Origin of the sequence: Nocardia cyriacigeorgica (assembly GCF_029868385.1) — a bacterium.
In the GTDB taxonomy this organism is placed as follows: Bacteria; Actinomycetota; Actinomycetes; order Mycobacteriales; family Mycobacteriaceae; genus Nocardia; species Nocardia cyriacigeorgica_F.
The window spans coordinates 231,757-255,642 of sequence record NZ_JARWNX010000064.1; the positions used below are offsets into that span (position 1 = coordinate 231,757).

25 protein-coding genes and 2 tRNA genes are annotated in these 23,886 nt (G+C 66.6%); 14 read left to right on the top strand and 13 right to left on the bottom strand.

The window, feature by feature from the left end; all coding sequences use genetic code 11:
* The first annotated feature begins 168 nt into the window (after positions 1-168).
* From QH168_RS26445 to QH168_RS26480, 8 genes are all read left to right on the top strand, one after another.
* Entirely contained in the window at positions 169-1,629 is a 1,461-nt protein-coding gene (locus tag QH168_RS26445; RefSeq protein WP_280468618.1) for a DUF3662 and FHA domain-containing protein, read from the top strand.
* A gap of 201 nt (positions 1,630-1,830) precedes the next feature.
* A complete protein-coding gene (locus QH168_RS26450) occupies positions 1,831-2,298 on the top strand; it encodes an FHA domain-containing protein FhaB/FipA (RefSeq protein ID WP_280468619.1) in 468 nt (155 codons plus the stop codon).
* The gene (locus QH168_RS26455; protein ID WP_280468620.1) at positions 2,295-3,770 is read left to right on the top strand and encodes a PP2C family protein-serine/threonine phosphatase; all 1,476 of its coding nucleotides are present in this window, start codon (positions 2,295-2,297) and stop codon (positions 3,768-3,770) included. The genes QH168_RS26450 and QH168_RS26455 overlap by 4 nt, the downstream gene beginning before the upstream one ends.
* Positions 3,770-5,260 (top strand): FtsW/RodA/SpoVE family cell cycle protein, encoded by a 1,491-nt coding sequence (locus QH168_RS26460; RefSeq protein WP_280468621.1) that lies wholly within the window; start codon positions 3,770-3,772, stop codon positions 5,258-5,260. The genes QH168_RS26455 and QH168_RS26460 overlap by 1 nt, the downstream gene beginning before the upstream one ends.
* Positions 5,257-6,723, top strand: a complete 1,467-nt coding sequence (locus tag QH168_RS26465; RefSeq protein WP_280468623.1) for a peptidoglycan D,D-transpeptidase FtsI family protein — start codon at positions 5,257-5,259, stop codon at positions 6,721-6,723. Before QH168_RS26460 ends, QH168_RS26465 begins: the two co-directional genes overlap by 4 nt.
* Before the next feature lie 37 nt (positions 6,724-6,760).
* A complete protein-coding gene (locus QH168_RS26470; protein ID WP_280468625.1) occupies positions 6,761-8,278 on the top strand; it encodes a protein kinase domain-containing protein in 1,518 nt (505 codons plus the stop codon).
* Entirely contained in the window at positions 8,275-10,224 is a 1,950-nt protein-coding gene (gene pknB, locus QH168_RS26475) for a Stk1 family PASTA domain-containing Ser/Thr kinase (protein WP_280468627.1), read from the top strand. Before QH168_RS26470 ends, pknB begins: the two co-directional genes overlap by 4 nt.
* 139 nt (positions 10,225-10,363) lie before the next feature.
* Positions 10,364-10,783, top strand: a complete 420-nt coding sequence (locus QH168_RS26480; RefSeq protein ID WP_280468628.1) for a CBS domain-containing protein — start codon at positions 10,364-10,366, stop codon at positions 10,781-10,783.
* Between the two features lie 13 nt (positions 10,784-10,796).
* Here QH168_RS26480 and QH168_RS26485 read toward each other — a convergent pair whose 3' ends face one another.
* Genes QH168_RS26485 through QH168_RS26495 form a run of 3 tightly spaced genes read right to left on the bottom strand, consistent with a single transcriptional unit; the run spans position 10,797 to position 12,649 of the window.
* Positions 10,797-11,258: a deaminase gene (locus QH168_RS26485; RefSeq protein ID WP_280468629.1), complete on the bottom strand. Its 462-nt coding sequence runs from the start codon at positions 11,256-11,258 to the stop codon at positions 10,797-10,799.
* Between the two features lie 48 nt (positions 11,259-11,306).
* On the bottom strand, positions 11,307-12,008 hold the full coding sequence (locus QH168_RS26490; protein WP_280468630.1) for a RibD family protein: 702 nt from the start codon (positions 12,006-12,008) through the stop codon (positions 11,307-11,309).
* On the bottom strand, positions 12,005-12,649 hold the full coding sequence (locus tag QH168_RS26495) for an aminodeoxychorismate/anthranilate synthase component II (RefSeq protein ID WP_280468632.1): 645 nt from the start codon (positions 12,647-12,649) through the stop codon (positions 12,005-12,007). Before QH168_RS26495 ends, QH168_RS26490 begins: the two co-directional genes overlap by 4 nt.
* Before the next feature lie 113 nt (positions 12,650-12,762).
* Between QH168_RS26495 and crgA the strand changes: the two genes are divergently transcribed.
* Together crgA and QH168_RS26505 are read left to right on the top strand one after the other, a co-directional pair.
* Positions 12,763-13,029: a cell division protein CrgA gene (crgA, locus tag QH168_RS26500; protein ID WP_280468633.1), complete on the top strand. Its 267-nt coding sequence runs from the start codon at positions 12,763-12,765 to the stop codon at positions 13,027-13,029.
* Positions 13,030-13,109: 80 nt separating this feature from the next.
* Positions 13,110-13,565, top strand: a complete 456-nt coding sequence (locus QH168_RS26505) for a PH domain-containing protein (protein ID WP_280468635.1) — start codon at positions 13,110-13,112, stop codon at positions 13,563-13,565.
* 195 nt (positions 13,566-13,760) lie between these two features.
* On the opposite strand, the gene QH168_RS26510 is transcribed toward QH168_RS26505, so the two are convergent.
* Entirely contained in the window at positions 13,761-14,633 is an 873-nt protein-coding gene (locus QH168_RS26510; RefSeq protein WP_280468637.1) for a rhomboid family intramembrane serine protease, read from the bottom strand.
* A 130-nt stretch (positions 14,634-14,763) separates the two neighbouring features.
* Here QH168_RS26510 and QH168_RS26515 point away from each other — a divergent pair, with 130 nt between their 5' ends.
* A complete protein-coding gene (locus tag QH168_RS26515; protein ID WP_280468638.1) occupies positions 14,764-14,976 on the top strand; it encodes a hypothetical protein in 213 nt (70 codons plus the stop codon).
* A 3-nt stretch (positions 14,977-14,979) separates the two neighbouring features.
* Here QH168_RS26515 and QH168_RS26520 read toward each other — a convergent pair whose 3' ends face one another.
* The 3 genes from QH168_RS26520 to QH168_RS26530 form a co-directional block, all read right to left on the bottom strand.
* The gene (locus tag QH168_RS26520; protein ID WP_280468640.1) at positions 14,980-15,840 is read right to left on the bottom strand and encodes an ABC transporter permease; all 861 of its coding nucleotides are present in this window, start codon (positions 15,838-15,840) and stop codon (positions 14,980-14,982) included.
* Positions 15,837-16,847 carry an ATP-binding cassette domain-containing protein gene (locus tag QH168_RS26525; protein WP_280468641.1) on the bottom strand — a complete coding sequence of 337 codons (1,011 nt, stop codon included), beginning with the start codon at positions 16,845-16,847 and terminating at the stop codon, positions 15,837-15,839. Before QH168_RS26525 ends, QH168_RS26520 begins: the two co-directional genes overlap by 4 nt.
* Positions 16,848-17,787: 940 nt before the next feature.
* Positions 17,788-18,708, bottom strand: coding sequence for an acyl-CoA dehydrogenase family protein (locus tag QH168_RS26530; protein ID WP_280468643.1), 921 nt, complete (start codon positions 18,706-18,708; stop codon positions 17,788-17,790).
* 115 nt (positions 18,709-18,823) lie between these two features.
* Between QH168_RS26530 and QH168_RS26535 the strand changes: the two genes are divergently transcribed.
* Positions 18,824-19,732, top strand: coding sequence for an oxygenase MpaB family protein (locus tag QH168_RS26535; RefSeq protein ID WP_280468645.1), 909 nt, complete (start codon positions 18,824-18,826; stop codon positions 19,730-19,732).
* A gap of 4 nt (positions 19,733-19,736) precedes the next feature.
* On the opposite strand, the gene QH168_RS26540 is transcribed toward QH168_RS26535, so the two are convergent.
* Positions 19,737-20,273 (bottom strand): pyridoxamine 5'-phosphate oxidase family protein, encoded by a 537-nt coding sequence (locus QH168_RS26540; protein WP_280468647.1) that lies wholly within the window; start codon positions 20,271-20,273, stop codon positions 19,737-19,739.
* An 82-nt stretch (positions 20,274-20,355) separates the two neighbouring features.
* Between QH168_RS26540 and QH168_RS26545 the strand changes: the two genes are divergently transcribed.
* Together QH168_RS26545 and QH168_RS26550 are read left to right on the top strand one after the other, a co-directional pair.
* Complete coding sequence (locus tag QH168_RS26545; protein WP_280468648.1) at positions 20,356-20,778, top strand: winged helix-turn-helix transcriptional regulator; 423 nt, start codon at positions 20,356-20,358, stop codon at positions 20,776-20,778.
* Positions 20,779-20,836: 58 nt separating this feature from the next.
* Entirely contained in the window at positions 20,837-21,832 is a 996-nt protein-coding gene (locus QH168_RS26550) for a hypothetical protein (protein WP_280468650.1), read from the top strand.
* A gap of 7 nt (positions 21,833-21,839) precedes the next feature.
* Here QH168_RS26550 and QH168_RS26555 read toward each other — a convergent pair whose 3' ends face one another.
* The 5 genes from QH168_RS26555 to QH168_RS26575 all read right to left on the bottom strand — a co-directional run bounded on the left by QH168_RS26555 (position 21,840) and on the right by QH168_RS26575 (position 23,820).
* Positions 21,840-22,271, bottom strand: a complete 432-nt coding sequence (locus tag QH168_RS26555) for a hypothetical protein (protein ID WP_280468652.1) — start codon at positions 22,269-22,271, stop codon at positions 21,840-21,842.
* Between the two features lie 295 nt (positions 22,272-22,566).
* Positions 22,567-22,929 carry a hypothetical protein gene (locus QH168_RS26560; RefSeq protein WP_280468654.1) on the bottom strand — a complete coding sequence of 121 codons (363 nt, stop codon included), beginning with the start codon at positions 22,927-22,929 and terminating at the stop codon, positions 22,567-22,569.
* A gap of 586 nt (positions 22,930-23,515) precedes the next feature.
* Positions 23,516-23,591, bottom strand: a tRNA-Ala gene (locus tag QH168_RS26565).
* 18 nt (positions 23,592-23,609) lie between these two features.
* Positions 23,610-23,717 carry a DLW-39 family protein gene (locus QH168_RS26570; protein WP_280468655.1) on the bottom strand — a complete coding sequence of 36 codons (108 nt, stop codon included), beginning with the start codon at positions 23,715-23,717 and terminating at the stop codon, positions 23,610-23,612.
* A gap of 29 nt (positions 23,718-23,746) precedes the next feature.
* Positions 23,747-23,820, bottom strand: a tRNA-Ile gene (locus QH168_RS26575).
* Between the last annotated feature and the right edge of the window lie 66 nt (positions 23,821-23,886).

Genomic DNA, 23,886 nt, shown 5'->3' on the forward strand with positions numbered 1-23,886 from the left:
TCGCGGTCGCCGCCCCGGTACCACCCGTGGGAACCCGGCACGGCTTCCATCAGTTACAGGTGTGGACGATCGTGGATATCATGCAGTGAACGTGCTCGTTGAACGACACGCCACGTCCGCGTGTCGTCGTTGCGAATGAGGAGACATCTCACCGAAGGGAGGCCGGGAATGGGCATCGTTTCGAGATTCGAGCGACGTCTGCAAGGCGCCGTCGGTGACGTGTTCGCCAGGGTCTTCGGTGGGAGCGTCGTGCCACAGGAGGTGGAGGCGGCCTTGCAGCGCGAGGCCACCGATCACGTCCAGGAACTCGGCGGCGGGCATCTGCTCGCACCCAACAGTTATGTGATCACGATCAACTCGTCGGACCATCAACAGCTCGACGCCGATCACGACCTCACGACGCGCGCGTTCGCCAAGCATCTACAGGACTTCATCCGCGATCAAGGGTGGCAGACCTACGGCGAAGTACACGTGGCGTTCGAGGCATCCCCTACGCTGCACACCGGACAGTTCAGGGCGAGCGGCCGGGTCGATCCCGACGTCGGCCGTGCGGCTCCCGCAGCTCGCAGCCCGGAACCCCCGCCACAACGACCCGCACACCCGCAACCAGGAGCTGGCCCCATGACGCAGAACTCTGGCTACGACCCGAGCCGTGAGCCCGCGGAGTCCGATCCACGCAACCGCGGGTACGCACCCCCGCCCGCGGGACGCGGGCCGCAGAACGGCGCGTACCCCGAGGACTACGGCTCGGGCGCGCCCTACGGTGGCGGCGCCGAGTACCGCGCGCCGGAGTCGCCGGGCTATGGCGATTACCAGCAGGGCGGCGACTACCAGAACGGCTACGACTACCAGCAGGGTGGTCAGCAGGGCTACGGCCAGCAGGCCGGCTACCCCGACCAGGGCTACGGCCAGGCCGATCAGGCCTACGGTCAGCAGGGCTATGCCGATCAGGGCTATCAGCAGCAGGGCTACGCCGACCAGGGTTACGGCCAGCAAGGTAGCGGCTACCCCGATCAGGGCTACGGCCAGCAGGGTTACGCCGATCAGGGCTATGCGCCGCCAGCCGGTGGCCAGCAAAGCCAGGGACAACCCGGCTATGCCGATCAGGGTTATGCCGACCAGGGATACGGCGGCCAGCAGGGCTACGGCGCACCGGCCGGTCAGCAGGGCTACGGCCAGCAGGGCTATGCCGATCAGGGTTATGCGGATCAGGGCTACGGCGACCAGGCCGGGTACGGCGAGGACCAGAACTACGGTCAGGCGTACTCCCAGCAGCCCGGTTACGCCGCACCGGGCGGCTACGGCGGCGGCGGATACGCACCACCCGCCGCGGCGGGCTCGGGATATTCGGCAACTCTCCAGCTCGACGACGGCAGCGGCCGCACGTACCAGCTGCGTGAGGGCAGCAACATCATCGGTCGCGGTCAGGACGCCCACTTCCGCCTGCCCGACACCGGTGTCTCGCGCAGGCATATCGAGGTGCGCTGGGACGGCCAGACCGCCATGCTGTCGGACCTCGGGTCCACCAACGGCACCCTGGTGAACGGCTCCCCCGTGCAGGACTGGCAGCTCGCCGACGGTGATGTGATCCGCGCCGGGCATTCCGAGATCCTGATCCGGATCGTCTGATCCCGTAAGCTCGCGATGCAGGTCACGACATGACTGGCCGGAAATGGACGGTCGTGGCGTGTCCGTATCGGCTGACGGCCCTATGATGTGCCAACACACGCGAGGCACCGCATACGGAGCCCGCAAGACCAGCACAGCGGTGGGGGTGGGTCGAACCACACCTACGGCACCGACACACGGTCGAACAGGAGGTGGAGCGCCGTGCAGGGACTGATTCTGCAATTGACCCGTGCGGGCTTCCTGCTGCTGTTGTGGCTGTTCGTCTGGGCAGTGCTGCGAACCTTGCGCAGCGACATCTACGCGGCCTCCGGCATCCGGGTCCAGCCAAAGGCCGTTCGCGGTCCCGCGGTACTGCCGTCCCTGCGCCGAGGCCAGAAGGGCGCCAAATATCTTGTGGTGACTCAAGGTTCACTAGCGGGTACCCGCATCACCCTCGGCACCCAACCGGTGCTGATCGGCCGTGCGGATGATTCAACACTGGTACTCACCGACGACTACGCTTCGACCAGACATGCGCGGCTGTCACAGCGTGGTGACGACTGGTACGTCGAGGATCTCGGCTCGACGAACGGCACTTATCTCGACCGCGCCAAGGTCACCACCGCTGTCCGTGTTCCGCTCGGCGCTCCCGTCCGGGTCGGCAAAACTGTGATCGAGCTCCGATCGTGACACTTGTTCTCCGCTACGCAGCGCGCAGCGACCGCGGTCTGGTCCGGGCCAACAACGAAGATTCCGTCTATGCGGGCGCCCGCCTGCTCGCCCTCGCCGATGGTATGGGCGGACACGCGGCGGGCGAGGTGGCATCACAACTGATGATCGCCGCCCTCGCCCATCTCGACGACGACGAACCGGGCGACGATCTCCTCGGCAAACTCGACCGCGCCACCCGTGAGGGCAATGCGGCCATCGCCGATCAGGTCGAGGAGGAACCCGAACTCGACGGTATGGGCACCACGCTCACCGCCATCCTGTTCGCGGGTAAGAAACTCGGCCTCGTCCATATCGGCGATTCCCGCGCCTACATGCTGCGCGAGGGCGAACTGGCCCAGATCACCAGGGACGACACCTTCGTCCAATCACTGGTCGACGAGGGCAGGATCACCCCCGAGCAGGCGCATACCCATCCGCAGCGTTCGCTGATCATGCGCGCGCTGACCGGTAACGAGATCGAGCCGACCCTCATCATGCGTGAGGCGCGCGCGGGCGACCGGTATCTGCTGTGTTCGGACGGCCTCTCGGATGTTGTCAGCGATGAGACCATCGCCAACACCATGCGCGAGGGCAGCACCGACGAATGCGCCGACCGGCTCATCGAGCTGGCCTTGCGCAGCGGCGGACCCGATAACGTCACCGTCGTCGTCGCCGACGTCATCGATCTCGACTACGGGCAGAGCCATCCGATCGTCGCGGGCGCCGCGTCCGGCCAGGACGAGGACACCCCGCCGCCGAACACCGCCGCCGGGCGGGCCGCCGCCATGCGCCCGCCGCGGGCCGCACCGCGCCGGGCCGCCTCCGCGCCGGAACCGCCGCCCGCGGCGAAATCACATAAGCTGCGCTGGATTCTGCTGGCCGTCGCACTCGTAGTCGCGGTCGGAGTCGGTCTGCTGGTCGGCTACAAGATGATCCGGTCCAACTATTACGTCGGTGCGGACAACGATCGCGTCGTGGTGATGCGTGGATTGCCGGGCTCGATCCTCGGCTATTCGATCCACGAGGTCGATCTGGTCGGCTGTGTCGATTCCGGCGGCGAACTCACCCTGGTCGGCGCCGACGCCGAGATGCCAGCGGATTGCCGCGAGCTGAAGGTCGACGATCTGAAGCAGACCGGGCGCGATCAGGTCGACAAGGGCCTGCCGCCAGGATCGCTGGACAAGGCCGAGGACCAGATGAAGGTGCTGGCCGAGCGGGAGCTGTTGCCGCCGTGCGACGACAAGAGTTCGGTGCCGCAGCCCGGCGTCGTCGTTCCGCCCGCCGGGCCGACTCCCGGCCCGGCGGCGCCGACCACGACGGCCCCACCGGCACCGGTTCCGGCGCCCAACGGTGACGGGGCACCGGCCACCGCCACCCCCGCCGCGCCCACCACCACGGCTCCGCCGACCCAGCCCCAGACCGCGGGGGAGAACTGCCGGGTGACGGACTGATGTCCGCACCGGCACCACCGTCCGCCGGGGCCTATCCGAGTCCCCCGGGCGGTTTCGCTCCCGCGCCTGCGCCGAGCACAAGACGCAACACCGAATTGTTGTTGCTCGGCTTCGCGGCAGTGGTCACCACCGCATCGCTGTTCCTGGTCGAGGCCAGCCAGGAGCAGTCGATCACCTGGGATATCGCCAAGTACGGTCTGGCCTATCTCGCACTCTTCGCCATCGCGCATCTGGCGATCCGCCGGTTCGCCCCCTTCGCCGATCCGCTGCTGCTGCCGATCGTTGCCCTGCTCAACGGGCTCGGCCTGGTCCTGATCCACCGCCTCGATCTGGCCGATCAGCAGGCCGCCGCCTACAACGACTGGCCGGTCCCCTCCCCCGACGCCACCCAGCAGATCCTGTGGACCGCGCTCGGCACCATCGTGTTCATCACCTTGTTGATCGTGCTGCGCGATTACCGGACGCTGGCTCGCTACAGCTACACCCTCGGCCTGATCGGGCTGGTCGCGCTGGCGATCCCGGCCCTGTTGCCGAGCCGCTTCTCCGAGACCAACGGCGCCAAGATCTGGATTCGGCTGCCGGGTTTCAGCATGCAACCGGGCGAGTTCGCCAAGATCCTGCTGATCATCTTCTTCGCCTCGGTGCTGGTCGCCAAGCGCGATCTGTTCACCGCCGCGGGTAGGCATTTCCTCGGCATGGAGTTTCCGCGGGCGCGCGATCTCGGCCCGATCCTCGCGGTGTGGATCGTCTGCATCGGCGTGCTGGTGTTCGAGAAGGATCTCGGCACCTCACTGCTGATCTTCAGCACGGTCCTGGTGATGCTCTACATCGCCACCGAACGGGTCGGCTGGTTGATCATCGGCGGCGGACTGCTCGCGCTCGGATTCGTCTTCGCCTATCAGATGTTCGGGCACGTGCGGGTGCGGGTGGAGACCTGGCTGCATCCGTTCGACGACTACAACAACACCGGCTATCAGATCTCGCAGTCGCTGTTCGGGCTGGCCACCGGCGGGCTCGCGGGCACCGGACTCGGTAGTGGCCGGCCCTCGCAGGTGCCCTTCGCCAAGACCGACTTCATCGTCACCACCATCGGCGAGGAACTCGGCCTGATCGGCCTGACCGCGGTGCTGATCCTGTTCCTGATGTTCGTGATGCGCGGTATGCGTACAGCACTCGCGGTGCGCGACAGCTTCGGCAAGCTGCTGGCCGCTGGTCTGTCGTTCACCATCGCGGTGCAGTTGTTCGTCGTGGTCGGCGGTGTCACCAAGCTCATCCCGCTGACCGGCCTCACCACCCCGTTCATGTCCTACGGTGGTTCCTCGCTGCTGGCCAACTACGCACTGCTCGCGCTGCTGATCAAGATCTCCGACGCCGCCCGCGCGCCCGCGCCGGTACGCAAGAAGGAGACCGCGCCGCCGCCGATCGCCGAGGCGCCGACGGAGATGATGCGCCGTGACCAGAACCGCCAGGAAGGGGGGCCCAGACAGTGAACACTCCCCTGCGCCGGGTCGCGGTCGCGGTGATGGTCATGGTCGTCGCGCTACTGGCCAACATCACCTATGTCCAGGTCATCAAGGCCGACGATCTGCGGGCCGATCCACGCAACTCCCGAGTGCTGCTCGACGAGTACTCGCGCCAGCGCGGCCAGATCTCGGCGGGCGGTACCGTGCTCGCCAGCTCGGTCGCCACCGATGATCGCTACAAGTACCTGCGCACCTATCCCACCGCGCCGTCGGCGTTCGCGCCGGTCACCGGCTTCTACTCGATGCAGTACGGCAGCACCGGGCTCGAGCGGGCGGAGGATCCGGTACTCAACGGCTCGGACAATCAGCTGTTCGGCAGCCGCATCGTCGACCTGTTCTCCGGCCGCGATCCGCGCGGCGGCAATGTGGTCACCACCATCGACCCGGTCATGCAGCAGGTCGCCTACGACGAGCTGACCAGCAAGGGCTACACCGGTTCGGTGGTCGCGATCGAGCCGAGCACGGGCAAGATCCTCACGATGGTCTCCACCCCGAGCTACGACCCGAATCTGCTGTCGGGCCATGACGGCGCCCAGGGCACCCAGGCCTGGGAGCAGCTCAGCTCCGACCCAGAGCAGCCGATGCTCAATCGCGCCGTCTCACAGACCTATCCGCCCGGTTCGACCTTCAAGGTGATCACCACCGCCGCGGCGCTGTCCAATGGTGTGGCCACCCCGGAATCGCAGTTCACCGCGGCGCCGAACATCGAATTGCCCAACACCAGAACCAGGCTGGAGAACTACAACGGCACCACCTGCGGTCCCGGCCCGACCGCCTCGCTCTACGACGCGTTCCGGATGTCGTGCAATACCGCGTTCGTCGAACTCGGCATCGATGTCGGTGCCTCGAATCTCAAGGACGAGGCCGCCGCGTTCGGTATCGGTCCGCATCGCGGGGTGCCGATCCCGGTCGCCGAGAGCACCGTCGGGCCGATCCCCGATGATGCCGCTCTCGGCCAGACCAGCATCGGTCAGCGCGATGTCGCGCTCACCCCGCTCGACAACGCGGTGATCGCGGCGACCATCGCCAATGGCGGGGTGCGGATGGAGCCGTATCTGGTGGACCAGTTGCAGGGCCCGGATCTGAGCGTGCTGTCGGAAACCACACCGGTGTCGGTCGGGCAGGCGGTCAGCGCCCAGGTAGCGTCGACCGTGACCAACCTGATGGTCGCCTCCGAACAGAACACCAAGGGCGGTGGCGGGACGCCGTATCAGATCGCGTCCAAGACCGGAACGGCCGAACACGGCTCCGATCCGCGTAACACGCCACCACACGCCTGGTATATCGCCTTCGCGCCCGCCCAGAACCCGAAGATCGCCATCGCGGTCATCGTGGAGAACGGTGGTGACCGCGGGGAGGCGGCAACCGGTGGATCGGTCGCCGCGCCGGTAGCCCGTGCGGTACTGGACGCGGGCCTGCAAGGGCGCTGAACGAGATGGATGTGCGAGTGAATCTGCGGGGAAACCGATGCTGAACAACGGCGCGATGATCGCGGACCGGTACCGGCTGCAGCGGCTGATCGCCACCGGTGGGATGGGTCAGGTCTGGGAGGCCCTCGACACCCGTCTCGACCGGCGGGTGGCGGTCAAGGTGCTCAAGGCCGAGTTCTCGGCCGACCCCACCTTCCGGCATCGGTTCCGCACCGAGGCCAAGACCACCGCGCAGCTCAACCATTCGGGCATCGCGGGCATCTACGACTACGGCGAGACCGTCGACCCGCAGGGCGGGGAGGTGGCCTATCTGGTCATGGAGCTGGTCCAGGGTGAACCGCTCAATACGGTGCTCAACCGGCTCGGCAGGCTGTCGGTGGCGCAGGGCCTCGACATGCTCGAGCAGACCGGCCGGGCGCTACAGGTGGCGCATGCCGCCGGTGTTGTGCACCGGGATGTGAAGCCGGGCAATATTCTGGTTACCCCCGCGGGTCAGGTCAAGATCACCGACTTCGGTATCGCCAAGGCCGTGGACGCCTCACCGGTGACCAAGACCGGCATGGTGATGGGCACCGCCCAGTACATCGCCCCGGAGCAGGCGGTCGGCGAGGACGCCACCGCGGCCAGCGATGTGTACTCCCTCGGCATCGTCGGCTACGAGGCCCTGGCCGGTCAGCGCCCGTTCAGTGGTGACGGCGCGATCACCGTCGCGATGAAACATGTCAGGGAGACGCCGCCGCCGATGCCCGGCGATCTGCCCCCGAACGTGCGGGAACTGATCGATATCACCATCGGCAAGGACCCCGCCCAGCGCTATGCCGACGGCGGCGAGTTCGCCGATGCGGTCGCCGCGGTGCGCGCGGGCCGCAGGCCACCACCGCCGCGCGGTCTTGGCACCGGACCCGCGCCGACCGGCGCCACCCGGGTGCTGCCGCCGGGTCCGACCGTCGCGCTGCCCTCGGCACAGCCCGCCTACGACAACAGCGCGACCGTGCGCTATCCCACCTCGCCGTCGACCGGTACGGCCGCCCCGACCACCGTCGGCGCGACCCCTACCTCGGGCCATGCCCCACTGCCGCCCGAGAACCACAAGCGTGGTCTGACCTCCACGCAGAAGTGGATGGCCGGGCTCGGTGTCGGCGCCGTGCTGCTCGGCGGTCTGGTGATCTGGCTGCTGTTCGGCGGCGACACCAACCCCGACCCGACCAGGTCGCCCGTGTCGACGACGGTCGCGCCGCACACCACGAACCCGCTGCCCGCACCGGTCACCACGACCGTCCGGCCGGTGCCGCCCCCGGTGGAGACCACCGAGGAACCGACCACGACCACCGAAGCGCCGACGACGACCACCGAGGCGCCGACCTCGACGACGACCACCACCACCGAACCGACGACGACCGAACCGACCACCACCGAACCCACCACGACACGGACGACCACCACCCGTGGGCGGGTGCCGACCATCGACATACCATTGCCCGAGATTCCCGGTGCCCGGCGTCCCGTCGTCACCGACAGCAGCGCACCGGCTACTTCTGAGCAAGGAATGCCATGACGACCCCGAAGAATCTCTCCTCCCGCTACGAGCTGGGTGAGATCATCGGGTTCGGCGGGATGTCGGAGGTCCACAAGGCGCGCGACGTACGACTGAGCCGGGATGTGGCGATCAAGGTGCTGCGGGCCGATCTGGCTCGCGACCCCACGTTCTATCTGCGCTTCAAACGTGAAGCGCAGAACGCGGCCGCGTTGAATCATCCGGCCATCGTCGCGGTGTACGACACCGGTGAGGCCGAGATCGACGGCGGGCCGCTGCCCTACATCGTGATGGAGTACGTCGACGGCGATACGCTGCGCGATATCGTGCGCGGTAAGGGCCCGCTGCCGCCGCGCCGGGCGATGGAGATCATCGCCGATGTCTGCGCCGCATTGGATTTCAGCCATAAGGCCGGGATCGTGCACCGCGATATGAAGCCGGCCAACATCATGATCAACCGGTCCGGTGCGGTGAAGGTGATGGACTTCGGCATCGCCCGCGCCATCGCCGATGCCGCCAATCCGATGACGCAGACCGCCGCCGTCATCGGTACCGCGCAGTACCTCTCGCCGGAGCAGGCGCGCGGCGAATCGGTCGACGCCCGCTCGGATGTGTACTCGGTGGGCTGTGTGCTCTTCGAGATCCTGACCGGTGAGCCGCCTTTCACCGGTGACTCGCCGATCGCGGTGGCCTATCAACATGTGCGCGAGGACCCGCGGCTGCCCTCACATGTGCACAACGGCGTACCACGCGAACTGGATTCGGTGGTGCTCAAGGCGATGAGCAAGAACCCGGCCAACCGGTACCAGACCGCGGCCGAGATGCGCGCGGATCTGATCCGGGTACTCGGCGGGCAGAAGCCGAGCGCGCCGATGGTGATGACCGATGAGGACCGCACCACCATCCTCGGCTCCGAGGAACCGGCCCCGCGCTCGTTCCACACCGTCGACCACCACGATCGCGGCGGCAACGACCGCGGCGGCCGCGACACCGGGCACACCGGCGAACAGGAGGCCGTGGAGCCGGACAATCCACGGCGCACCGCGTACATGGCTCTCGGTGCGCTGGCCGCGGTGATCGTGGCCATCGCGCTGTTCTGGGTGTTGATCGGACCGGGTAGCAAACCCGACCAGGTGGCGGTACCCGATCTGTCCAACAGTTCCGCCGAGGAGGCCCAGCGCAAACTCGAAGGCCTCGGGTTCAGCGTCGCCATTCAGGACAAGCCCGACGGCAAGGTCGACACCGGCAATGTGATCGCCACCCAGCCGCTCGGTGGTTCCCGGGTGGACGAGGGCAGCACCATCACCTTGCAGGTATCCACCGGTCCCGCGCAGGTGCAGGTGCCTCGTCTGACCGGGCTGACCCAGCAGGAAGCCGAGCAGAAGCTCAACGCCATCGGTCTTCGTCTCGATGGCCAGGTGGACAAGGAAGCCTCGAGTGAGGCCGAGTTGGACAAGGTCATCGGCCAGAATCCGGCCGAGGGCGCGAGCGTCGAGGTGGACCGGGCGGTCAAGATCACCATCGGCAGTGGCCCGGAACAGGTCCGGGTTCCCAATGTGGTCGGCCAGGACATCGAGGTCGCCGAGCCGAATCTGGTGGAGGGCGCCAAGTTCAAGATCGTCGTCCAGGAGGTCGCGTCCTCGCGGCCGAAGGGTGAGGTCATCGCGACCAGTCCCTCGGGCGGTTCGAATGCCGAGAAGGGATCCACCGTAACGGTGCAGGTCTCGCTCGGCGCCGAGTTCACCATGCCGAGCCTGCTCGGGCTCAACGCCTCGCAGGCCATCGACCGGCTGCGGCAGGCGGGCTGGGCCGGATCGACCACCCAGATCGTGCAGAACACGCAGGTCACGCTGGATTCGGCGAGTGTGGGCAAGGTGCTCAATCAGCAGCCCGCCGCAGGCAGTGCGGTGGGGCGCAACAGTTCCATCGTCATCTACACCGGAGTGCTGCCGCTCGGCCCGCCGTGATCGGACGTGATGGACCCGGCCGGAACCCCGAATTCGGGCGAACCGGATGCCGATTCGGCGAACCGGCCGGTCTGTACGGTGCGACAATTGATGGGCTCCATCCCGATCAGCACAGCTGAGCAATGAGGAGGTAGCCCAGATGACCACTGCCAGGGACATCATGAAACCCGGCGCTCAGTGGATTTCCAGAGACCAGACGGTCGCCCAGGCGGCCCGCGTCATGGCCGAACTCGGAGTCGGCTCACTCGTCATCGCCGACGAGAACGAACGGATGTGCGGCATCATCACCGACCGCGACATCGTGGTGAAATGCATCGCCCAGGGGCTCTCCCCATCGGGCACCCGCGCCGCCGAACTCTGCGAGGCCACCCCACGCTGGGTCTCCGCCGACGCCGATATCGACGAGGTGCTCGACGAAATGGAGACCCGCCAGATCAAACGCATGCCGGTGATCGAGGACAAACGCCTGGTCGGCATGATCAGCGAAGCCGATCTGGCCAGACATCTCGACGATAATCAGCTCGGCGAGTTCGTCACCGCGGTCTACGGCAGGCCCTGAGGCACGACCGGAGTCAGGACAGGTCGAGGTGGCGGTTCATCGACATCGCCGCCTCGGCCAGTTCCGGTAGCTCGACCACCTCGACGCCGTGCTCCCGCAACCGCTGCACACCCACACAATTCGTGACGAACGTCGACGGCTCCCGCCAGGCGATGACGACTCGGGGAATTCCGGCGCGCAGAATCCGCTCGGTGCACGGCAGCCGAGTCGCGGTGGCCCGGCGCGAACACGGTTCGAGGGTGCTGTAGATCGTGGCGCCAGCCAACCGAGGGTCGTCGGCGGCCAATTTGTTCAGCGCGGATTCCTCGGCATGTACCTTCGCGTCCGTTTCACGGGAGTAGCCGGTGGCGATCTCGGCACCGTCGACGACGATGACGGCGCCAACAGAGAATGCGGACTCACTCGGTGGCGACATCCGGGCCAATTCGATCGCCCGCGTCATCCACGCACGGTCCGCGGTCGAAGCATCGCTCACCGTGGCCTCCTTCTCCTTGTCGGCGATCTCCCTGTCAGCGATCCGAGATCACCGGACGGTCGCCGACTCGTTTCCCGGTCCGCTCGCCTTCGGCAGATAACGCAGGACCGCGACATCGTCGACCCGCTCGACATCCACCAGCGTCATTCGCCGCCGCGCACCCCCTGGATAGGCGGCCGGGCCGAGTACGCGCGGTGCGGCGGTGTCACCGACGATCAGCGGCGCGACGGCCAGATGCAGTTCATCGGCGAGATCGGCGGCCAGGAAGCCGGTCAGGATCCGGGTGCCGCCCTCCACCATGAGCCTGCCGATACCGCGGCGGCCCAGATCGTCGAGCAGCAGACCGAGATCGATCTCCGCGCCGAGCGACACGATCTCGGCAGCGCCCAGCCGAGCACCGAGCCGCGCCGCACCGGCGGTGGTGGTGTAGACGAGCTTCTCGCCGCCGTGATGCCAGAACCGCAGTTCCGGGTCGAGATCGCCGCTGGCGCTGACCGTGATCTTGAGCGGGTACTCGGGCTTTCCGGCCGCGACCCGTGCGGCGCGGCGGCCCGCATCGTTCACCAGCAGCCGTGGATTGTCGCGGCGCAATGTCTGCGCGCCGATCAGCAGGGCGTCGGAGTCGGCGCGCACCTGATCGACCCGGTCGAAATCGGCGGGCCCGGACAGCAGTAGGCGATCCGGGCTCGCGTCATCGATATAGCCGTCGACGCTCGTCGCGACCGACAGCAATACATAGGGCCTGGTCACGAGATCGCCAGCGCCGCGACCTCCGCCTCCAGCATCTCCACCAGCCCCTCGGCGGGCCGGGCACCGCAGACCTCGAGCCAGTTCGCCAGCATCCGATGCCCGCCCTGGGTGAGCACCGATTCCGGATGGAACTGCACCCCGTGGATGGGCAGATCGTGGTGGCGCATGGCCATCACGATGCCGCTCTCGGTGCGGCCCAGCACCTCGATCTCGGCGGGCAGCGTGTCCTCGAGGACGGTGAGCGAGTGATAGCGGGTGGCGGTGAACGGATCGGGCAGCCCGGCCAGTACACCGGCGCCGATGTGGAATACCGAACTGGTCTTGCCGTGCAGTAGCTCCGGCGCCCTGGTGACGGTCGCGCCGAAGGCCGCGCCGATGGACTGGTGGCCGAGGCACACCCCGAGCAGCGGAGTGCGCTGGCGGGCCGCCGCATGGACCAGCTCGATGCTGACACCGGCGCGATCGGGGGTACCGGGGCCGGGGCTGATGAGAATACCGTCGTATTCGGTGGCGACGGCATCGAGGTCGACGAGGCGAGGATCGTCGTTGCGCCAGACTTCGGCATCGGCACCCAGCTGCCCCAGATACTGCACCAGGTTGTAGACGAAGCTGTCGTAATTGTCGACGACCAGAACTCGCATGGCATGAGATTACGTGGCCGACCCACAGGGCGTCGCATCCATTACCAGTTGGGATAGCCTAGAGGGAACCGGAGGACGCCGGTATTGCCCTGTTCGCCGAATTCGAGGACGTCATGCCCAAGTCCAAGGTCCGTAAGAAGACCGACTACTCCAGCTCTCCCGCCAGCCGGACCCCGGTGAAGGTGAAGGCCGTCGGACCGTCGCCGGTCTGGTATGTCGCCATCATGCTCGGGTTCATGCTCGCCGGTCTGGTGTGGCTGCTTGTGTACTACCTCGCGGGCGATCAGATCAGCTGGATGAGCGACCTCGATGCCTGGAACTTCCTCATCGGCTTCGGCTTGATGGTGATCGGCCTGATCATGACCATGAGGTGGCGCTGAGCGCGGTTTCCACCGGCCGTATTACAGACGTGTCATTCATACACACCTGTGGATGAACCTGTGGACAACTCGAGGAAACTGTGAATCCTGAGCCGCGCCTCTCGTGGACCACACCGCTGTCCGCGCTGATCGCGGCGACCGGAGGCGGGATCGTCCTGGCCGTGGTCGCCGTGCTGAACAGCGATCCGCCCGGACGTCTGCTGGTCGGCCTCGCCGCCGTACTGCTGCTCGGACTGGCCGGGCTCGGGTTCCGGCAGCGGCCCCGGCTGGCGGTCATTCCTGGTGCAGACCCACGCCTGGTGGTCCGGTCGCTGACCGGCCCCACCGAATACCGTCCCGAGCAGATTCTGCGGGCGCGCATCGTCTACTACCGCCGTCTCGGCCGCCGGATGCCGATGCTGGAGATCGAGATCCTGCACGGCGATACCGAGCGACTGCTCATCTTCGGCCGCTGGGATCTGGGCACCCATCCCGAAGACGTCTATGACGTGTTAGTCGAACAGCTGGGGCTGAGCGGAGACATCAGCCGCCCCTGAGGCGTGGTCCCACTCCGCTGCGGCGGCATCACGGGCCGGGTCGTCCGCGGCGGTCGTTGTTTCGCGTGAAACATTCTGGTCCGCGGCGGTTTCGCCGACCGAGCTCGAAACCGCCGTGTGGCCATCGCGACTGCCCATCCATCGGCGCTATGGCCACCCGATCCTGTCCGATAGCTATCCGCACCTGGCCTCATCTCACGGCATCAGCGACGCCGCCGCCACACCGATCACCGCCAGCGAGATCACCGTGATCGAGGCGAGCGCCGACCAGCCGATGATCTGCGCGTTCCGCGTCGAACCGGCCCGCAGCCAAGTGGGCAGGAACAGGATGCCGAGGGTGGCGAGGGTGCCGGCGGCCAGACCGCCGAGATGCCCGAACAGCGAGATCCCGGGCAGCGAGAAGCTGATGAACACATTGATGCCGATGAGTATCAACATGCTGTTGGCGTTCTGCCGCAGCCGGATCAAGATCACCGTGATCGCGCCGAACAGGCCGTAGACCGCACCGGAGGCACCCGCGGTGAGACTGTCCTGCGAGAACACCATGACCGCGGCGGAACCGCCGAGCAGCGAGACCAGATAGACCGCGAGATAGCGCAGCCTGCCGAGCACCAGCTCGATATCGCGCCCGACCACATACAGCGCGAACATATTGAGCAGCAGATGGATCGGGCCGTAGTGCAGGAAGCCGGACCCGATCACCCGAACCCAATCGCCATCGGCGACCGCGGGGGGGAACATCACCCAGCGAAAGAACAGCGCTGAACCGTTGTAGTTGTCGATCACGCTGCGCGCCTGCGCCGCCGTCACGGCGAATACCGCGACATTCACCGCGATCAGCGCATAGGTGACATACGGAGTCGTCACCCGCGGCGCGGCGGCCGTCGATACCGTGCGCACCTGCGGCGTGCTGCGCTGATCGGTCCGCAAACAGTCCACGCAGTGTTGGCCGACCGAGGCCGGGCGCAGGCATTCGGGGCAGGCGGGGCGTCCGCATCTGGTGCAGGACAGGCCGGTCACTCGGTCCGGGTGCCGGACACACGTCGTCGCGGGAGGTTGGGGATTCATCGGCTCATTCGAATCGTGCCGGGGTCGCCGACGCGGTCATGGTCACCCGACCATCGTGCCATGACCCCATCCACAGGGCGCTGACCTGGGGTTCGATGCACGAACCCGGGGTCTGTGTCAGAGTTGACGCATGAGCTCGAGGTCCATGCACCTGTCTTCGCGTTCCCGTAATCGGCTTCTGACCGCCGCCGCAGTCGCGGCCGCGGGCGGTGCCGCCTGGCTGGCCCGCGCCAAGCGTCCGTCACCGCCCGCACCCGCCCCGGCTCCGCCGCGCATCGGCTACTCCCGAAACGGGTCCGCGCCGACTCCCGATACGGGAGCCGACGCGGAATCGCAGGGCTGAGGCTCAGCGGCTGACGCTGCGCTTGTACCGCCAGAGGGTCAGTGGAATGAAGATCCCGAGGATCACCACCACCCAGATGAGGGTCGTCGCGACCGGATTCTCCATCGGCCAGGTGTCCGGCGGCGGCTGGACCGGCGAGGTGTTGCCGAACAGCTCGCGGATCGCCTGGGTCACCGCCGATACCGGGTTCCATTCGGCGAAGACGCGCAGCACGGTGGGCAGTTCCTCGATCGGCACGAAGGTGTTGGCCAGGAACGTCAGCGGGAAGATCACCATGAAGCTGGCGTTGTTGAACACCTCGGGCGCCCGCACGATGAGCCCGACGAAGGCCATGATCCAGGAGATCGCGTAGGCGAACAGCAGCAGCAGCACGTAGGCCAGCACCGCGTCCACGAACGAGCCGCGGATCCGCCAGCCGACGATCAAACCGGTCAGCGACATGACGACCAGGCTCACCACATTGATCACGACATCACTGATCGTGCGCCCGATGAGCACCGCGACCGGTTCCATCGGCAACGACCGGAACCGGTCGATGATGCCTTTCTGCATGTCCTCGACCAGACTGAGCCCGGTGAAGGTCGCGCCGAAGACGCAGGTCTGGGCGAAGATGCCAGCGATGAGGAACTCTCGGTAGCCGCCTTCGAGGCCGGGCACCTTGATCGCCGTGCCGAAGATATAGGCGAACAGCAGCACGAACATGATCGGTGACAAGGTGCTGAAGATCAGCACATCGGGGACGCGCTTGATCTTGATGACATTGCGCTTGGTGATGGTGATGGTGTCGGACAGGACGGTGGCGAGTCGTTCGCCGAGTCCTTGGCCGTGATCGGGCACGACCGTCGAGGTGGTGACCGCGGTCATCGGGTCTTTCCTTCCGTTGCTTCCAGCTCGGCCAGTTCCTCGGCCGCATCGTCGGCGCCGACCGATTCCTCGGCCTCGTGCCCGGTGAGAGTGAGGAAGACATCGTCGAGCGAGGGGCGTCGCAGGCCGACGTCGTGGATTTTCACGCTGTGATCGTTCAACTTGCCGACCGCCTCGACCAGCGCTTGTGACCCGTTGCTGACCGGGACGATGATGCGCCGCAGGCCCGGCTCCAGGTGGATCTCGCCGTCGGCGAGACCGGCGAGCGCCTGCTGGGCGATCGCGAGATTGTCCACATGGTCGACGGTCAGCTCGATGCGGTCGCCGCCGACCATCGTCTTCAACTCGTCGGCGGTGCCCTTGGCGATCACCTTGCCGCGATCGATCACCGCGATGGAATCGGCGAGTCGATCGGCCTCCTCCATATACTGGGTGGTCAGCAGCAGCGTGGTGCCGCCCGCGACGAGTTCTTCGATCACATCCCACAGATCCAGGCGGGCCCGCGGGTCGAGGCCGGTGGTCGGTTCGTCGAGGAAAAGCACCGGCGGCTCGGCGACCAGCGCACCCGCCAGGTCCAGCCGCCTGCGCATACCGCCGGAATAGCCCTTGACCGGCCGATCGGCGGCATCGCTGAGCCGGAACCGTTCGAGCAGTTCGCGCGCGCGCTCTTTACTTCGCTGGACGCCCATGTGGTACAGGCGTCCCACCATCTCGAGATTCTCGAAGCCGGTGAGGTACTCGTCTACCGCGGCGTACTGGCCCGATGCCCCGATATGGCGCCGCAATGCCCGCGGATCGCGCAGTACGTCGATACCCGCGACGGTGGCCCGGCCGCCATCGGGGATCAGCAGTGTGGTCAGCACGCGGACGGTGGTGGTCTTACCCGCTCCGTTCGGGCCGAGCAGTGCGGTGACAGTACCCTCGGGCACCGTCAGGTCTAGTCCATCGAGGGCGACCAGTGGGCCGTAGCGCTTGACCAGCCCCTCGGCGACTATTGCGTCACCCATGATTCTCCTGAAGTTCGTTGAGCTCGATGACATGCGGTGTCGGACGGCCGAGTTCTCGGCGACCTGCTGATATGACGATCGGCGCTGCCGAAACTAATCGCTGCGACAGCGGACCGCGCGGACCGCACCTACCGGACGATCGACCCGCTCCGGTGTGAGTATCACCCCTCGCGCCGTCGATTTCATCCGATTTGTCCGGCTGTTCGGTTACCGACGGGCAACAAAGAACGGCCGCACCTCGATCCGGGCGGTGCTCGGGGGTTCCGGATCGGGGTGCGACCGATTCGATGATGCCCCTGGCGGCCGTCACCGGTCGTGCGTACCGGACTACTCGAATCGTCCTCGGCCGGTACTCGTTCGCGCCCACGCGAGTCTCCCGGTCGTGCGATCCGACAGGGAAACGCTCGAACGGCGACCGGTTTTCCGGTCCGAAGTCGTCCACGCGCGGAATGCTGCCACGGGGGTACGACACATTTCCGTTGTCGCCACAGCGGGCGTCCGCACTCGCGTCCTGCTGATCCCGACACGCGGGCCCGCGTTCGATCGTTATCCGCTGCCCACGCTGCTACAGCGACCGGTCGGCATGTTTTCTCCTTCGCCTCGGATGTCCTGGAAAACCGGGTATACAACCCCGTAAGACGATGCGTCCCAGTGATTTTGGCAACTATGGAGCCATCGCGGTGATCATCCCGACACCCCGCCGGTGTCGGTTTCACCAAAGGTCGGGCGGTAAGTCTGTGAATTGCCCCGAAAAAACTTCGAAACCGACTGTCTTCGAGCACACAAAAACGCGGATCTTCGCGTAGGATCGTTCACGTCGGCCCCTCCCCCCCGGGCCGACCTTACGCGGGCCTCGGCTAACTCCCCCCCTTCGCCGAGGCCCGCTCTCATGTCCGGACCCGGTCGACCGGAACGGATTGGCGGAACCTCGTTTCCGGCACTAACCAGCCGCGCCGCGCACCGTGCGCCACGCTGCCTCCAGACGCAGGCCCCGCACCTTCCCGGCAACCCGCAGCAGCGGCAGATCGCGCTCCCAACGCACCCGATCCGCCGGCTCCACCCGCTCCCAGATCGGTGCGGTGGATCGCGGCAGTTCGTCGAACAGATTCAGCACACCGCCGAGCGCGATATGCGCGCCGGGTGAGTTCGCCGACGCCCGGCCGAGATCCCGCAGGGTCGCCGCGGTCGCCAGCAACTGTTCCAGCAGTGATCGCGCGACCTCGGCGCGCCTGCCCATCCGGATCAGCCAGCCGAGCGCGGCCGCGAGCACATGGATGTCCTCGATGGTGCGGAACGGTTTCAGATAGCCGGAATAGCCGTCGCCGGGCAGCGTCCGGGCCCGTGCTCCGGTGAATGTCACCGTCACATGCGGGATTTCCGGGATGAACGGCGTTTCGGGCAGCGCGGTCCGCACGACCGACGGTTGATCGGCCGCCACGAGCGTCGCGCACAACCGGTTGCGGCCATCCTCACCCGCGCCCACGCTGCCGATCACCACCAGACAGTCGGCGAGACCGCCGAGGGTCGCGAAGGTCTTCGTCCCGTCGACGAACCATTCACCCGCGCGCTCGGTCACGACGGTCTCGATGGCGCCAGGATGTCCACCGCCCCGCTCGGTCGCGCACAACGACACCAATTCCCCCGGCGGCAGCTGTGGCAACAGGGCCCGCAGCGCCGTCTGATAGCCGGACAGGAACGCGTAGCCGAGCCGGTCCGCACCGAATCCGCAGGCCAGGGCCGCGTCCACCGGTACGTCGAATCGCTCGGCGGTCTGCTGATGCCGCTGCCAGGCCTGCCGCACCCCGGTGAGCGCGGTGACCTCGGTAGGCGCGGTGAGCAGGTAATCGAGTACGGAATCCACCCCTGCACGCTAATGGTGCCGACCCGTTTCGGCTCGGCCACGCACCCTGCGAGCGTGAGAGGGTTAGAGTATTATTTTCTCACACTCGCTCATACGTCGATCAAGGGAGATCGCCATGACAGCGTCCGTCGAGGTCGAGTCCAGGACCACAGCACTTCCCGAACGCCGCGCCTTCGGCCCCGGCACCAGGATGTGGGAGGAGACCGGGCTGATCACCTTCTCACTCACCGCGGGATCGGCGTTTCTGTTGCAGACCATGGAGCCGACGATCTCGGCAGTGGTCGACGCCCACTCCACCTTTCGCACCGATCCGGTCGGCCGCGCGGTGCGCAGTCTCTCGGCGGTGATGACCTGGACCTACGGCGGACCCGAAGCGCTGGCCGAGACCGAACGACTACGCGCCATGCATGCTTCGCTCAACACCACCGACACGGCGGGCGTCAAACACCGCGCATTGGCGAGCGGCCCGTGGGCCTGGGTCCTGCACACGGGCACCTACGCGTTCAATGAGAACGCGAGGTATTTTGCCAAGCGCCCGCTGACGGCGCAGGAGAAAGAGGAGTACTACCGGGAGACGCTGCAATTGATGCGCAACTTCTCGGTCCCGCCCAAGGAACTGCCCGCCACCTACGCCGATTTCGAGAAGTTCTTCGCCGATCGAGTGGAAAACCATCTCGTCGCCACCCAGACCGCACACGACTACCTGCGGGTCATCCGATCGGTCGGCGCACCACATCAGCTGCCCCGGTTCCTGCATCCGGTATGGCGGCGGCTGGTATCGCCGATCGGGGCGCTGCAATATTTCGTCACCGTCGGCACCACGCCCGAGCCCGCCCGTCGCGCACTCGGTCTGACCTGGTCGCCCGCCGACGAACGCAAGCTGCGCGCGATCGGCTGGATGATCGCCCGGATCGTGCCGCTGCTGCCCGAACGAGTGCGCTATTTCCCCATCGCCTATGAGGCACGCAAACTCGAACGCGACCGCGCGCGCCTGCACCGGGTGATCGCCAAGCGCCCGATCTGAACGATTATCGGCCGACCGGAGCGGGCCCGGCCGTTATCTCGGCCGGCGCCTGCCAGATCCGACTGCGCAGATCCCGGCCTCGGATCACCTGGATCCGCCAGGGCTCCAACCGCATGATGTGCAGTGAGGGATCGTCGGGTGAACTCCAGAACTGCCCGAGCTGATATCCCGCGCCACGGGGGCTGGTGCGCGCGTACATCTGCCAGATCCGCTGTCTGGTCCGTGGATCGTGCACACCGTTGGCCGGGTCGTCGATCCATTCCGCCGTCGCGTCGACGGCGACCGAATTGTTGCTGCCCTGGGCCCAATACGAGAAGTTCACATGCGGATTGCGCGCGATATGCGCCGATTTGATCGGTGTCCGATAGGTCGCCAGCCAGCCGATCGGCGTACCGTCGACGTTCTCCCACACCGGGATCAGCACCCGGGTGCGCGGCCGGTTCTTACTGTCCACCGTCACCATCGTCGCGTACACGATGCGCCCCACATAGGCGTCGAACTCGGATTCGATCTCCCCGAAAGACCTCACCTTGCCGCTCATCACGCCACCTCCACACTGGTTCCCGAAACAACTGTCGGTTACTTCTTGTAACTGAGAGCATCATCGGTCACTATCGGTATTCATGGAAGAAGGCACTTTCGAGTCACTCGGTTACTGCGCGGATACCGACGACTACACGGCCAAACAGTGGGACGCCCGCGAGGATTGCGATGTCCGCCAGATCCTGGACCGGATTGCCGACAAATGGTCGCTGCTCACCATCGCGTTGCTCGCCGGGCGGACCATGCGGTTCACCGAACTGCGACGCGAGATCGATGGCGTCAGCCAGCGCATGCTCACCCGCACATTGCGTCATCTCGAACGCGACGGGCTGGTGCACCGCACGGTGTACCCGGTGGTTCCGCCGCGTGTCGACTATGCGCTGACTCCCCTCGGCGCGAGTCTGCACGAGACGATTCAGGCGCTGGTCAGCTGGACCGAAACACATCAGCGCGAGATCGCGGTGGCCCGCACCGACTACGACGCCAGAGCCGAAATCGCCTGATACCCGGCGGTTGTCGCCAGTACCAGGAAACGTCGTACCGGGCCGTTACGGTGGCGCCGTGACCGACTTCGAGGTTCCCACCGACTGGCCCGATGCCCGCCCGCTGCTGCGGCCGGTGCTGCGCCCCGTGACCTACCGCTCCACCGTGCCCGCCGCTGATCAGCCGCTCGGACGCGCGGTGTTCCCGTTCGTGGAAGAGCTGGTGGCTGTCGATCTGCCCGACCGCCGCCTCATGGTCCACGACGACCATCGCGCGGCGTGGGGCGTATCCGACGAGGAGGTGTTCGCCGCCGCTCGCGCGAATATCTCCGAGATGGCGCAGCCGCCGGAGGTCGCCGAAGACACCATCCTGCATTTCGAGGACGATGGTGACAGCTATTTCGCGTCCTGGATTCTGGTGCCGGGCTGGTTGGACAGCTTCCGCTCCGGTTACGGTCGCCGCCCCGTCGCATTCCTGCCCGATGTCGATACCCTGTTGGTCGCGCCGGACGATCCGGAATTGATCGGCGATATGTTCGCGATGGTCGAGGGGCAGTACGGGGAGTCCGAGCGCCCGCTCACACCGCAGGCCTACACCGTCGACGGCGACGGCCGTGTGGTGCCCTTCGATCAGGCGGGCGCGCATGAGCAGTTGCCCGCCGCGCAGCGTGCCCGCTGCGGTCTCGCCGTCACCGAGTACGCCGCCCAGTCGGAGTGGTTGAACGAAATGCTCGAAGTGGACCTCGATTTCGAGGCGCTGGACGCCGATCTCGCCGATTCGTCCACGGCCTTCGTCGCCTCGCTGATGTACCACGATCCGGGCGACGGTCCGCGCACCATCACCACCTGGGGTGAGGGTGTGGACTATCTGCTGCCCGAGTCGGATGTCATCGTCTTCTGCGATACCGATGACGACGGTGAGATACGCACCCTGTTCGACGCGCCTTTCCCCCTTGTCGTCGACATGCTCGGGCTGACTCCGGTGCCCGGCCTCGCGCCGACCCGCTACGAGATCAGGAGCTGGCCCGAGTCCGAGGTGCTGCGTCGAATCGAGCAGGCGGCGGCCGCCGGCTGAATCCGGGTCATCGTTTCCGGCGTCGCCTGAACCGGATGTGCAGCGGCGCCGGATCCCGCACCTGTATGCGTTCGGCGGGCGCGACCAGTATCGCCGCGAGACCGAGTATCGGCAGCAGCGCGGCCGCGATGACGCTGAGCACGAATTCGGCGGCGCCCATGGCGGCGGGCTGGTGGAAGAGGTGGTAGATCAGGTGCGGCACTCCGAAGACCAGCCACCCGAGCCCGGCCACCCGGGCCAGCAGACTGTCGCTGTAGTACAGCGCCGCCCCCGTCACCGCGGCCAGCGCCAGGAAGAACGCCCCCACATCTCCGGCCAGGTGATGGTTGTACGGCCCGTCCACCCCCACCCACCGCATCCCGAACCCGGGAAAGCCGGTGTACCAGGAATGCGGTGCGAAGGTAGCCCACGCCCCGACGATCAGCCCTTGGATCGCCAAGATCCACAAGATGATTCGCGTAGCCAACCACCGCCGCCGATCGATATCGAGCCGCACCCGAACCCGAATTCCCTCCCCATCCCCACGCAGCGATATCCGCATCGTCCCCTCCGTCTCCCCCACCCACCCCGTGATCGAGTGCAGTAACGGTAAGCCCGCGTGCGTGCGTAGGCAATAGTGCCCGCCGATCCCATCCGGCCGACGGTGAGCGGGCCATGGCCGCCCGCGGACGACACCGGACCCGAGATCGCCGCCCGGTGCTCACAGCGGGCGGCGGGACTCGGGTCCGGGTGCGTCAGCGCTGGTAGATCTCGACGTAGGCGTTGGTGGTCACCGCGACCACGCCGGGGCCGGTGCCGGTGCAGCCGGCGGTGACGCGCTCGCCGGAGGGCGTGAAGGGGTAGCTGAGGGTGTGGTACTGGCCGATGGCGTAGAGCGGGAACGGACCGTTGGCGTAGAGGCCGAGGCATTCGACGCGCAGGACGTAGTTGCTGCCACCGTCGGGTCGGCAGATCGCCGAGGCGCCGAAGAGGTCACGTTCCACGACGCAGTCCTGTGGCGCGGCCTGGGCCGTGCCGGAGCCGATGATCGCGACGAAGGCCAGGCCCGAGATACCGGCGGCCGCGAGCCGCGCTGCCGCGATGATGTTCTTCTTCATGAAGTTCTCCTGTGTCGAGGTGGTCGATGAGCGTCGAGTTCGTCGAAGATGATGGTGACGGCCGGTACCGGCCCCACGCACAAGAGGTCGGCTGCGGCATCGGTCCGTCTTCCGGGGACATTGTCGTCATGACCTTCGCCGGTGCGGCCTACACCGCTCCTACAGTCGCCTTACAGGCTCTGGAACAAGTCCCGTACCGAGGTGCTGTGCCGCCCACAGGGATGCGGCAACGGAACGGAGTGGTCGGCGTGCGGTGAACAGATCGCTGGAGCCAGAACCGGCTTTCCGATACGGAACAAGCTGTGCTGCGCCGACTTTCGATGCACGCGACAGTTTCGGCCTGGCGGCGGAGTGCGCTGCGCGAATGATCGCTACCCCCGGAATCCAAACCTGCAATCCCGACCCGCACACCGTCGAGCTGAGGACCCCTGTCGAGCAATAGACGCAGCAGCAACACTGGAACAAGTAGACCTGAAAGGGGGTCCGGGGGCACAGCCCTCCGGGCGGGGTTTGGGGGCTTCGCCCCCCAAAAAACACGCGGAACCAAAAAACGGCGAGCGCTCTCCGCGAGCACACGCCGATATTTTGGTGGAGCCTAGGGGAATCGAACCCCTAACCCCTGCCTTGCAAAGGCAGTGCTCTGCCAATTGAGCTAAGGCCCCGGGTGGCTGCCCGAGCAGTCAGCGGGAGGTGACCTCGTGCCACAGATCCGCGTCGTTACGCTGGCGCAGTTTGGTGATACCGATGAGAACCGCGACCACGACACCGAGTGTGAGGAGAAGTTTCATGGTTCCCACCCTACTGTGATGTTCGGGAGTGGGCCTAGGAGGACTTGAACCTCCGACCTCTTCGTTATCAGCGAAGCGCTCTAACCGCCTGAGCTATAGGCCCGTGTGTACTTGCTGTTGTGTTCCGCTATCACTGACACGCAACGCAACAACCGAGAACAGAGACTAC